Annotated in this window: 11 protein-coding genes and 1 pseudogene; 7 read left to right on the top strand and 5 right to left on the bottom strand. The window is 74.5% G+C overall.

Features of this window, described 5'->3' with window-relative positions:
* Window positions 1-132: 132 nt before the first annotated feature.
* The gene (locus ACZ58X_RS34315; RefSeq protein WP_470337479.1) at window positions 133-3006 is read right to left on the bottom strand and encodes a Tex family protein; all 2874 of its coding nucleotides are present in this window, start codon (window positions 3004-3006) and stop codon (window positions 133-135) included.
* A gap of 74 nt (window positions 3007-3080) precedes the next feature.
* Here ACZ58X_RS34315 and ACZ58X_RS34310 point away from each other — a divergent pair, with 74 nt between their 5' ends.
* Complete coding sequence (locus ACZ58X_RS34310; RefSeq protein WP_470337478.1) at window positions 3081-3980, top strand: aminoglycoside phosphotransferase family protein; 900 nt, start codon at window positions 3081-3083, stop codon at window positions 3978-3980.
* A 49-nt stretch (window positions 3981-4029) separates the two neighbouring features.
* Here ACZ58X_RS34310 and ACZ58X_RS34305 read toward each other — a convergent pair whose 3' ends face one another.
* Window positions 4030-4935, bottom strand: coding sequence for a LysR family transcriptional regulator (locus tag ACZ58X_RS34305; RefSeq protein WP_470337477.1), 906 nt, complete (start codon window positions 4933-4935; stop codon window positions 4030-4032).
* A 72-nt stretch (window positions 4936-5007) separates the two neighbouring features.
* Between ACZ58X_RS34305 and ACZ58X_RS34300 the strand changes: the two genes are divergently transcribed.
* The 5 genes from ACZ58X_RS34300 (at window position 5008) to ACZ58X_RS34280 (ending at window position 7826) form a co-directional block, all read left to right on the top strand.
* Entirely contained in the window at window positions 5008-5406 is a 399-nt protein-coding gene (locus ACZ58X_RS34300) for a RidA family protein (RefSeq protein ID WP_470337476.1), read from the top strand.
* 84 nt (window positions 5407-5490) lie between these two features.
* Window positions 5491-6003 (top strand): DUF6232 family protein, encoded by a 513-nt coding sequence (locus tag ACZ58X_RS34295; RefSeq protein WP_470337475.1) that lies wholly within the window; start codon window positions 5491-5493, stop codon window positions 6001-6003.
* Window positions 6000-6323, top strand: a complete 324-nt coding sequence (locus ACZ58X_RS34290; protein WP_470337474.1) for a hypothetical protein — start codon at window positions 6000-6002, stop codon at window positions 6321-6323. The genes ACZ58X_RS34295 and ACZ58X_RS34290 overlap by 4 nt, the downstream gene beginning before the upstream one ends.
* Window positions 6324-6436: 113 nt before the next feature.
* Window positions 6437-7069 (top strand): TetR/AcrR family transcriptional regulator, encoded by a 633-nt coding sequence (locus tag ACZ58X_RS34285; RefSeq protein WP_470337473.1) that lies wholly within the window; start codon window positions 6437-6439, stop codon window positions 7067-7069.
* Between the two features lie 22 nt (window positions 7070-7091).
* Window positions 7092-7826, top strand: coding sequence for a tyrosine-protein phosphatase (locus ACZ58X_RS34280; RefSeq protein ID WP_470337472.1), 735 nt, complete (start codon window positions 7092-7094; stop codon window positions 7824-7826).
* Between the two features lie 89 nt (window positions 7827-7915).
* Here ACZ58X_RS34280 and ACZ58X_RS34275 read toward each other — a convergent pair whose 3' ends face one another.
* Window positions 7916-8848 (bottom strand): pentapeptide repeat-containing protein, encoded by a 933-nt coding sequence (locus tag ACZ58X_RS34275; RefSeq protein WP_470337471.1) that lies wholly within the window; start codon window positions 8846-8848, stop codon window positions 7916-7918.
* Window positions 8849-8984: 136 nt separating this feature from the next.
* Here ACZ58X_RS34275 and ACZ58X_RS34270 point away from each other — a divergent pair, with 136 nt between their 5' ends.
* A complete protein-coding gene (locus ACZ58X_RS34270) occupies window positions 8985-9653 on the top strand; it encodes a GNAT family N-acetyltransferase (protein WP_470337470.1) in 669 nt (222 codons plus the stop codon).
* Between the two features lie 15 nt (window positions 9654-9668).
* Here ACZ58X_RS34270 and ACZ58X_RS34265 read toward each other — a convergent pair whose 3' ends face one another.
* On the bottom strand, window positions 9669-10454 hold the full coding sequence (locus tag ACZ58X_RS34265; protein ID WP_470337469.1) for an SGNH/GDSL hydrolase family protein: 786 nt from the start codon (window positions 10452-10454) through the stop codon (window positions 9669-9671).
* Window positions 10455-10673: 219 nt separating this feature from the next.
* A pseudogene (locus ACZ58X_RS34260) lies at window positions 10674-11102 on the bottom strand (winged helix-turn-helix transcriptional regulator); the annotation flags it as partial.
* Between the last annotated feature and the right edge of the window lie 68 nt (window positions 11103-11170).

Genomic DNA, 11170 nt, shown 5'->3' with positions numbered 1-11170 from the left:
GAGTAGGGGGGGGTTGGTCTCCCTCGAGGGGGAGGACAGAGGGAAGAAAGGGGGGGTCTTGGGGGGGGGGGGGGGGGGGGGGGGGGGGGGGGGAACCCCCTCCCCCCCCCCCCCCGGCCGTCGGTGTCCTGCTCAGCGCCGTCCGGAACGCCGGTCCTTCGAGGCACCGTCGCCGCCACCGCCGGTCAGGCCGGCCCGGCGCAGCGCGTCCGCCATGGCGCTGTTGGCCAGCGGGGCGTTGCCACCGCCGGAGCCGGAGCCGCCGCCGCGCCGGTCCTGGCCGCCGCGGCCGCCCTGACCGCCCTGGCCTGCGCCCCGGTCGCCGCCCCGGTCGCCGCCCCGGCGCTCCTGGCGCGGCGGGCGGGCCTGCCGCTCGCCCCGGTCGCCACCGCGGTCACCACGGTCGCCGCCCCGCTCCCGGCCGACCTCGTCGTCCAGCCGCAGGGTCAGCCCGATCCGCTTGCGCGGCACGTCCACCGTGAGCACCCGGACCTTGACGATGTCGCCGGGCTTGACCACCTCGCGCGGGTCCTTGACGAAGTTCCTGGACAGCGCCGAGACGTGCACCAGCCCGTCCTGGTGGACGCCCACGTCGACGAAGGCGCCGAAGGCGGCCACATTGGTGACCACGCCCTCCAGCACCATGCCGACCTCCAGGTCGCCGATCTTGTCGACGCCCTCCTTGAACACCGCGGTGCGGAAGGCCGGGCGCGGGTCACGGCCCGGCTTGTCCAGCTCGCCCAGGATGTCGGTGACGGTCGGGACGCCGAAGGTGTCGTCGGCGAAGTCGGCCGGGCGCAGCGCCCGCAGCCGCTCCCCGTTGCCGATCAGCTCGCGCAGCTCGCCGCCGGTGGAGGCGAGGATCCGGCGCACCACCGGGTAGGCCTCGGGGTGCACGCTGGAGGCGTCCAGCGGGTCCTCGCCGCCGGGGATGCGCAGGAAGCCCGCGCACTGCTCGAAGGCCTTGGGGCCGAGCCGGGAGACGTCCTTGAGCTGCCTGCGGGTGCGGAACGGGCCGTTGGCGTCGCGGTGCGACACGATGTTGTCGGCCAGCGTGGCGGTGATGCCGGAGACCCGGGTGAGCAGCGGCGCTGAGGCGGTGTTGACATCCACGCCGACGGCGTTGACGCAGTCCTCGACCACGGCGTCCAGCGAGCGCGAGAGCTTCACCTCGCTCAGGTCGTGCTGGTACTGGCCGACGCCGATCGACTTGGGGTCGATCTTGACCAGTTCGGCCAGCGGGTCCTGGAGCCGGCGGGCGATCGACACCGCGCCGCGGATCGACACGTCGAGCTCCGGCAGCTCCTGCGAGGCGAACGCGGAGGCCGAGTAGACGGAGGCACCGGCCTCGCTGACCATCGCCTTGGTGAGCCCCAGCTCGGGGTGGCGCTTGAGCAGGTCCTCGGCGAGCTTGTCGGTCTCCCGGGAGGCGGTGCCGTTGCCGATCGCCACCAGGTCGACGTCGTGCTTCTTCGCCAGTGCGGCGAGGGTGTGCAGCGCCGCGTCCCACTTGTTGGCGGGCTGGTGCGGGTAGATGGTCTCGTACGCGACCACCTTGCCGGTGGCGTCGACCACGGCGACCTTCACCCCGGTGCGGAAGCCCGGGTCCAGGCCCATGGTGGCGCGGGTGCCGGCCGGGGCGGCGAGCAGCAGGTCGCGCAGGTTGGCGGCGAAGACCCGTACCGCCTCGTCCTCGGCCTCGGCGCGCAGCCGGCCCCGCAGGTCGATGCCGAGCCGCACCAGGATCCGGGTGCGCCAGGCCCAACGCACCGTGTCGCCCAGCCACTTGTCGGCCGGGCGGCCGCGGTCGGCGATGCCGAAGCGGGCCGCGATGCGCTGCTCGTAGTCGCTCTCGCCGGGCAGGTCGCCCTCGGACTCGCCGTTGTAGGGGGAGAGTTCGAGGTCCAGCACCTCCTCCTTCTCGCCGCGCAGCATCGCCAGGATGCGGTGCGAGGGGAGCTTGGTGTACGGCTCGGAGAAGTCGAAGTAGTCGGCGAACTTGGCGCCGTCGCCCTCCTTGCCGTCCCGGACCTTGGCGACCAGCCGGCCGCGGCCCCACATCCGCTCGCGCAGCGAGCCGACCAGGTCCGCGTCCTCGCCGAAGCGCTCGACCAGGATCGACCTGGCGCCCTCCAGCGCGGCCGCGCCGTCCGCCACCGACTCGTTCAGGTACTGCGCGGCGAGCGCGGCAGGGTCCTGCGTCGGGTCGGCGAGCAGGGTGTCGGCCAGCGGCTCCAGCCCGGCCTCCCGGGCGATCTGCGCCTTGGTGCGCCGCTTGGGCTTGAACGGCAGGTAGATGTCCTCCAGGCGTGCCTTGGAGTCGGCGGCCAGCACCTGGGTGCGCAGCGCGTCGTCCAGCTTGCCCTGGGAGTCGATCGACTCCAGGACGGCCGCCCGGCGCTCCTCCAGCTCCCGCAGGTAGCGCAGCCGCTCCTCCAGGGTGCGCAGCTGGGCGTCGTCCAGCGAGCCGGTGACCTCCTTGCGGTAGCGGGCCACGAACGGCACGGTCGCGCCGCCGTCGAGCAACTCGACCGCGGACGTCACCTGCCCCTCGCGAACGCCCAGTTCCTCGGCGATCTTGCGCTCGATCGCCTGCTGGGCCTGCCGGGCCACCTGTTCGACTGGCGTGGTCACGAAGCCGGTCACCTTCTCCTTCAGTGCTTTCGCCGTACCCCCCGCATTCTGGCAGGTGCCGGTGACACCGCACGGCCGCACCCGGGGCGGCGGGCGTGGCGTGCGCCCCGCCCGGGCCCAGGGCGGCTCGGGCGGCGCCCAGTTGGGGCCGACCGGACAGGCGAATGCGGCGGCCCGGCGGCGGCCCGGCGGTCGGACCGGCGTGCGGGTGGCGCCGGGGCGGCCGTCGGCGGCGCGCTCGACCACGGTGGTGCGGGCGCCGGAGCGCCGGCCGGCCGGCCCGGTCACGCCCAGCAGGGTGAGCAGGGCGAGTGCGCCCAGGGCCGCGCGCAGGGCCCGGCGTTCTCCGTCCGTCCGCCGACTGATCACCATCTCCTCACCTCGTCGGACCCGGCAGTTCTCCGATCCGCCGGTAGGGCGGCGGTCCGCGCTGTACGCTGCCGGGCATGTGCGCTGCCGCCCGGATGCACCCCGATGAACCGGTCGTCGACGCGGCCCTGGTACGGCGGTTGCTCTCCGCCCAGTTCCCGCAGTGGGTGGGGCTCCCGGTCACGCCCGTCGGGTCCGCCGGGACGGACAACGCCATGTTCCGGCTCGGGCCCGAACTCGCCGTCCGGCTGCCCCGGGTCGAGTGGGCCGCCGGGGACGTCCGGCGCGAGCACCAGTGGCTGCCCCGACTGGCACCGCAGTTGCCGTGGCCCGTCCCCGCCCCGCTGGCCGTCGGCCGCCCCGCCGCCGGCTACCCCTGGCAGTGGTCGGTGCTGCGCTGGCTCGACGGCGTCAACCCGGCGGTCGGCGTGCTCGCCGCCCCCGAGGGCCTCGCCCGCGACCTGGCCGGCTTCGTCAACGCCCTGCGCGACCTCAACCCGGCCGGCGCCCCGGCCGGCCACCGCAGCGTGCCGCTCGCCTCCCGGGACGGCGCCACCCGCGCGGCGATCGCCCAACTCACCGGCGCGATCGACACCGCCGCCGCAACCGCCCTGTGGGACAAGGCACTCCGCCTCCCCGAGTACGCCGGACCGCCGGCCTGGATGCACGGCGACCTCACTCCCGGAAACCTGCTGCTCGACCGCTCCGGCCGGCTCGCCGCCGTCATCGACTTCGCCCTGATGGGCGTCGGCGACCCCACCACCGACCTGATGCCCGCCTGGAACCTGCTGCCCGCCGCCGCCAGACCCGCCTTCCGCGCCGCCCTGCGCGCCGACGACGCGATGTGGGCCCGCGGCCGCGCCTGGGCCCTCTCCATAGCCCTGGTGACGATCCCCTACTACCGCCACACCGACCCGGCCCGGACCGCCAACGCCCGTCACATCGTCCGCGAGGTGCTCGCCGACCGCAGCGTCTGAGCCCGCCGCAGTGCCGGAGCCGCCGCAGCGCCCGAGCCGACCGCGGCGTCTACGGAGTGCCGTCCGACCCGGTGATCGCCAGCAGCCGGTGCACCAGCGGGCTGCGGTCGTCGGCCCGCCAGGCCACCGCGACCCGGGTGCGGGCCGCGCCGGGGTCGATCCGACGGAAGGCGACGCCGCGCAGCCGGATCCGCCGGATGCCGGCCGGGGCCAGCGAGACCCCGAGGCCCGCCCCCACCAGGGCGCACACCGTCTGCCACTCCACCGCCTGCTGCCCGATCCGCGGGGCGAAACCCGCCTCCGCGCACAGACCGGCGATCCGGTCGTACAGCTGCGGCCCCTCCTCCCGGGGCAGCAGCACGAACGGTTCCGCCGCCAACTGCCCGAGCCGGACGACCCGTTGGGCGGCGAGCGGATGGTCCGCCGGGAGCACGGCGACGAAGGGCTCGCTGAGCACCGTCCGGAACCGCAGCTCCGGATCGTCGGCGGGCGGCTCGCGCAGCAGGCCGACGTCGATGCCCCGGTCACGCAGGGCGGCGAGCTGGGGCGCACTGGTCATCTCCCGGACGTCCAGCCGCACCCCCGGGTGGCGCTCCCGGAAGGCGTGCAGCAGCCCGGGCAGGACGGTCAGGGCGAGCGAGGCGGAGAAGCCGATCCGCAGCCGCCCCGCCTCCCCGTCGCCCACCGCCCGGGCGGCCGCCAGCCCGTCCGCGAGCTCGGCCAGCACCCGGCGCGCCACCGGCAGCAGCTCCTGCCCGGCCGGGGTGAGGGTGACGCCGCCCGGCTCGCGCCGGAACAGCGGGTGGCCGACCTTCTCCTCCAGCCGGCGGATCTGCTGGGACAGCGGCGGCTGGGCGATGCCGAGGCGGGCGGCGGCCCGGCCGAAGTGCAGCTCCCCGGCGAGCACGGTGAAGGCGTGCAGCTGCGGGAGGGGGAGTTCGGGGCGGTGCTCCATACCTCCAGGGATATCAGATCGGCTCCCGAGCAGTATTGGACGTATCCCCGCAGGCCACCTAGCGTTCGGCGCATGACAGAGCGAACCGAGCGACGCGCCGTGCTCAGCGGCTCCACCTTCGAGGAACAGATCGGCTACGCCCGCGCCGTGGTGGACGGCGACTGGGTGCACGTGTCCGGGACGACCGGGTTCGACTACGCCACGATGACCATCTCCCCGGACGTGGTGGAGCAGGCCGAGCAGTGCCTGCGCAACATCGCGGCCGCCCTGGCCGAGGCCGGCTCCGGCTTCGCGGACGTGGTGCGGGTGCGCTACCTGCTGCCCGAGCGCGCGGACTTCGAACCCTGCTGGCCGGTGCTGCGGCGCTGCTTCGGCGAGGTCCGACCGGCCGCGACGATGCAGGTGTGCGGCCTGGCCGACCCCCGGATGCGGATCGAGATCGAGGTGACCGCCCGGCGCCGGGCCGGGTGAGCGGCAGCTGATTCACCGCCAGTGCCCCCGCTGTCCCCGGCCGTTGCTATGGTTCTCCCCGCACGAGCGGCAGGGGGAGCGGACTTGGCACGGAACGTGATCGACGTCAGGGTGAGCCGACGGGTGCTGTGGATCGGCGGCGACGCCTACCCGCTGCAGCACATCGCCCGGGCCCGGCAGTTGGTGTGGTGGCCGCCCAAGCGCTCGCGGACGATCATCAGGTTCGTCCGGCAGCTGCTCGGCCTGGTGTTCGCCGTGAGCTTCCTCGGCACACTCACCCACAACGCGACCGACCGGGCGCAGGCCGTCTCCGTGCCGAGCGTGCTGCTGCTGGCCGGCCTGGTGTTCATCGTCTACCGGCTCGTCACCCGGCTCCGGCAGAAGCCGCTGTACAAGCTGGTCCTCGAAACCTCGAACGCCGCCACCACGGCCGTGGTGAGCCACAACGAGTGGCAGATCACCAGCCTGATCCAGATGATCATGGAGGCGATCGACAACCCCCAGGCCGAGTTCGCCTTCCAGGTGGAGAACCTCCACGTCGGCGACAAGATCACCCAGTACGGCGACCACAACACCGGAAAGCGGGTCGGACTGTGAGCAACTCCTTCCACTTCGGCGACTCGGTCACCCAGCACGGTGACCACAACATCGGCATCGTCAAGAACCAGGGCCCGGTGGACCCCCAGGCAGCACTGCGCGAACTCGTCACCGCCGTCCAGCAGTTGCGCGACCACGTGCCGGCCGAGGACCGCGAGGTGCTGGACGAGTCGCTGGAGGCCATCGGCGACGGCGCCGGAGCCTCGCCGTCCGCCCTGCGCCGGGCGCTGCGCAACATCTCCGGGGTGGCCTCGCTGGTGCGGGCGGGCGCGCCGGTGGTGGAGTCGGTCCGCCGGATCCTGGACTCGCTCAGCTCCTGATCCGCGGCCCTGATCTTCCGGCCCCTGATCTTCCGGCCCCGATCTTCCGACCCTGATTTTCGTACCGGGTCAGAAAACTGCCCCGGTCAATCCCGGCTGCTAGCCTGGACCGCATGACTGGACTGCGGGAGCGCAAGAAGGAACGGACCCGGCGGGCCATCTCCGAGGCGGCCATCACGCTCTTCCTGGAGCACGGCTTCGACCAGGTCTCGGTGGCCGACGTCGCCGCCGCCGCCGAGGTCTCCAAGCCCACCCTGTTCAGCTACTTCGCCAGCAAGGAGGACCTGGTCGTCCACCGCTTCGCCGACCACCAGGAGCAGGCGGCGGACGTGGTCCGGAACCGGGCCGGGGACGAGACCGTGCTGGACGCCCTGCACCGGGACTTCCTGGACGGCCTCGCCCGGCACGACCCGGTCACCGGCCTCAACGACCACCCCCAGGTACTGGCCTTCACCGCCCTCGTCCACGGCACCCCCAGCCTGGCCGCCCGGGTCAGCGCGTACGTCGCCCGCGCCGAGCGGTCCCTCGCCGAGGCGCTGCGCGAGGCCCCCGACCTCGCCCCGCCGCACGCGCTCACCGCCCCCCTGCTCGCCGCCCAGGCCACCGCCACCCAGCGGGTCCTGGCCCTGCACAACTGGCAGCTCCTCCGGGACGGCGGCCGCACCGCCGACGACCTCCACCCCGAGGCCGTCGGCCACGCCGACCGCGCCTTCGAACTGCTCGCCCGGGGCTACTCCGACGCCTGACGCCGTGGTTGGATTGCCGCCCATGACGACCCGCCGCCTCGCCTTCGACGCCCTGCACAACTTCCGTGACCTGGGCGGCTATCCGGCCGCAGACGGACGGACCGTCCGGTGGGGCCTGCTCTACCGCTCCGACTCGCTCGGCAAGCTCTCCTCCCCCGCCGACCTGGAGCGGCTTCGGGCCCTCGGCGTCCGGACGGTGATCGACCTGCGCTACGACTGGGAGATCGCCGCCAAGGGCCGGGTCCGCGACTTCGACGGCCTGGACTTCCGCAACCACTCGATCGAGCACCGCCCGTACGACCAGGCCGCGATCGACCCGGAACTCGACCCGTGGCGCTACCTCGCCGACCGCTTCGCCGAGGTCGCCGAGGACGGCGTCAAGGAGATCCGCCAGACCCTGGACGCGATCACCGACGCCGAGGCCCCGGTGGTCTTCCACTGCATGTCCGGCAAGGACCGCACCGGCCTGATCGCCGCCCTGGTGCTCACCCTGCTCGGCGTCTCCGAGGACGACATCGCCGCCGACTTCGCCCTCACCGAGCTCGCCACCCCGCACCTGGTCGCCGAGTGGCACGCCGCCCACCCCGGCGAAACCCTCCGCTGGCCCGGCTACGGCCGCGCCCCGGAGACCGTCATCCGCCTCACCCTCGCCGACCTCGCCGACCGCTACGGCTCCGTCGAGGCCTACCTCACCGGCACCGTCGGCATCGACCGCGCCCGGATCGACGCCCTGCGGTCACGGTTGCTCACGCCCTGACCACCTGTGGCGGCGCGGGGAACTCGAGCGCCCCCGTGGCCTCCCCCCGTACGGATCGCCGCGGTCGCGCCCGAGGACGGGCGCCGCCGCTAGCGGCGGCGCGGCCGGCCGGAGCGGGTGCCGTTCTGCGGCCGGGAGCCGCCGCGGGGCTTGCGGTCGCCGGGGGCCGGGCCCGTCGGGGCGGTGGCGGGCCAGTGGGTGGGGCGGGTGAGGGTGGCCGGGAGGCGGGTGGTGGCGTCGCCGCGGGCGGCGTTGAGCTGGGCCTGGGTGAGGAAGAGGGCGGTGCTGAGGTCGGCGCCGGCGAGGTTGGCGTCGCGGAGGTCGGCGCCGATCAGGTCGGCGAGGCGCAGGTCGGCGCCGGAGAGGTCGGCGGCGACCAGGAGGGCGCCGCGCAGGTTGGCGCCCTGGAGGTCGGCGCCGCGCAGGCGGGCGCCGAAGAGGTCGGCGCCGCGGTGCTCGCGGCGGCGGGGGACGGCGGCACGGACGAGTTCACCGGCCCGCAGCAGGAGCTCGCTGATCCGCCCGCGGTGGGCCGCGACGTCGACGGCCATGAGTTCCTCGGGGGTACCGGCGGCGAGGCGGTCGGTCTCCTCCAGGGCCTGCCGCAGCTCGGCGTGGACGGGCCGGGCGGGGGCGAAGGTGAGCGCCTCGGTGAGGTACCAGAGCAGTTCGTGGAGCTGCCGGACGATCGGGAAGACGTCGAACATCGGCTTGGCGGTGGCGGGTTCCTCCCGCCAGCTGACTCCGCCGAAGGTGACCTGGGAGACCCGCTGACCGGCGCCGAAGCAGTCGTAGACGGTGCAGCCCTGGAAGCCGCTGTCGCGGAGCCGGGCGTGGATCCCGCAGGTGAAGTCCGTCTGCAGGTTGCGGCAGGGGGTGCCGGCGGCCTTGTCGACCGCGAAGTCGGCGGTGGCCGCGAAGGGCAGGGCGACGCAGCACAGCCCGAAGCAGCTGCCGCAGTCGGAGCGGAGCGGGGTCGGCACGGCCGCCGTGGGGTCCTGCGGCGACTCGGTCTCGCTCACGTCCGGGGTCCTTCCAGCTGTTGGGCACCGGCGGGAGCCGGCACGTCGAACCCGTCAAGATTACTGGGCAGGCCCCCCTTCCTCCGAGTAAGGTATGCAGGCAGGCAGAGACCATTACATACGGGGGATCCGAACGATGCCGGAGTCGAACGTGACCGAGCTGGTCCGGATGTGGATCAGCGGCTGGACCGTCTCCCGGGGCGCCGCCGACCCGGTGGAGCGGCCCTGGGGCTGGAGCATCGACGTCGGCGCGCCGGCCGGGGAGGTGGGGCGGTACGTGCTGCCCGAGCCGACCGAGGAGGCCGTCCGCGAGCTCGCCGGGGCGACCACCGCGCCGACCACCTGGCTCAAGCTGTTCGCCGAGGACGGGACGGTGCGGCCCTGGCTGGGCCCGCAGTGGCGGCTGGACCGTCCGGGCTTCCTGATGACCGCCCCGCTCACCCCCGAGCGGGCGCAGCCGCCGTCCGGCTACACCCTGACCACCTGGAGCAGGGGCGGTGTGCTGCGCGCCCTGGTGCGCAGCACGGACGGGCACCTCGCCGCCCGCGGCCAGGTGGGCCTGGCCGGACCGGTGGCCGTGCCGGACCAGATCGCCACCGCCCCCGAGCACCGCCGCCGGGGCCTGGGCTCGGTGGTGATGCGGGCCGTGCTGTCCGGCGCGTACGAGGCGGGCGCCCGCACCGGCGTCCTGGTCGGCACGGCGGACGGCCAGGGGCTCTACCGGGCCCTCGGCTGGACCACCCGCGCCCCGATGGCGAGCCTGGTCCTGGAGCCGGAGAAGCCCGGCCCCAGCTGGGTGGACTAGCCGGGACGTCCGGAACTAGGGGAACGGCAGCAGTTCCGGCCGCTTCGGCGGGCGGCCGTCGCCGGAGGAGCGGCCGGTGAGGCGGCGGCCGATCCAGGGGCCGAGGTGGGTGCCCAGCCAGCGGGCGTCGGAGCGCAGCCGCTCGGCGCGGCCGGGCGGGGCGACGGCGGGCAGCGGGGCGCGCCAGTCGAAGGCGGCCGGGCGCCCGAGGGCCTCCAGGACGCCTTCGGCGACCCGGCGGTGGCCCTCGGGCGACAGGTGCAGCCGGTCCTCGGCCCAGAGCCGGCGGTCGTCGAAGCAGGGCGCGGAGAACAGGTCGACGACGGCGTAGCCGTCCTGCCGCCCGAGCTCCTGGACGAAGGCCTTCATCCGCAGGATGGCGGGCAGCAGCCGGGCGCCGCCGGCCATCCGGCGGCTGGGGTCGGTGCTGGTGAACAGGACGACGGTGGCGCCGGTGGCGCGCAGCTCGGCGGCGCAGCGGCCGAGCTGCCGCTCGACCCGGTCGATGTCGCAGCCGGGGCGCAGCACGTCGTTGAGGCCGCCGGCCAGGGTGACGAGGTCGGCGCCCATCCCGGCGGCGGCGGGGAGCTGTTCGTCGTGGATCTGGCCGATGAGCTTGCCGCGGACGGCGAGGTTGGCGTACCGGAAGCCGTCGGCCCCGTCCTCGGCGGCGAGCGCGGAGGCGACCCGGTCGGCCCAGCCGCGGTAGTGGCCGTCGGGGTGGAGGTCGTCGCACATACCCTCGGTGAAGGAGTCCCCGACGGCGACGTAGCTGGTGTAACTGCGGCTGGTGGTGGGCACGGGCTGCTTCCGCTCTCCTGAGTTGGCTCCGCGATCCGACGATCGTACGTGTGCACTTGCCAACCAGTGTCGCGGGGGCCCGGCCGCTCATTCGGCGTCCAGTGTTCGTTTATCGCCCTGCGCCATCCTGGGTCCGCGGGGCGGCGGCCGGCGACGGGGGCCTTGCCGCCGCCCCCGCTCCGGCCCCGTGCGGCGAGGCACTCAGCCCCCGACGGCCGCTTCCGCCCCGACGGCCGCTTCCGCCGCGCCGCCCACGCCCCCGACGCCCACGCCCGCGCCCGCGCCCGGAGCCGTGAACCAGTGCTCGCGCACCGCGTCCGTGGGCCGCTGGTCGCCGAGGGCGCCGAGCCCCCACTCCCCCAGGGCCTCGATCACCGGTCGCAGTTCGCGCCCGCGGTCGGTCAGCTCGTACACCGTGGCATTGGCGGGCCGTTCCAGCCGCCGCCGTTCCGCGAGCCCTTCGCCCTCCAGCTGCTTGAGCCGGGCGGCCAGGATGTCGGTGGAGACGCCGGGCAGGTCGGCGTGCAGGTCGGTGTAGCGGCGCGGGCCGCGCAGGAGTTCACGGACGATCAGGAGGCTCCAGCGCTCCCCCACCGCGTCCAGGGCGCGGGCGACGGCGCAGTACTGGTCGTAGCTTCGGCGTGACATGTGGATCAGCATAGCCAAAAGGTTGGACTTTCCAAGTGCCTACTTGGTAGAACAAAGCGGAAGCAACG

It is taken from the genome of Kitasatospora sp. NPDC040550, from assembly GCF_055594965.1.
Note: the sequence above shows the minus strand (reverse complement) of the source record. Positions and strands in the feature narration are given on the sequence as shown.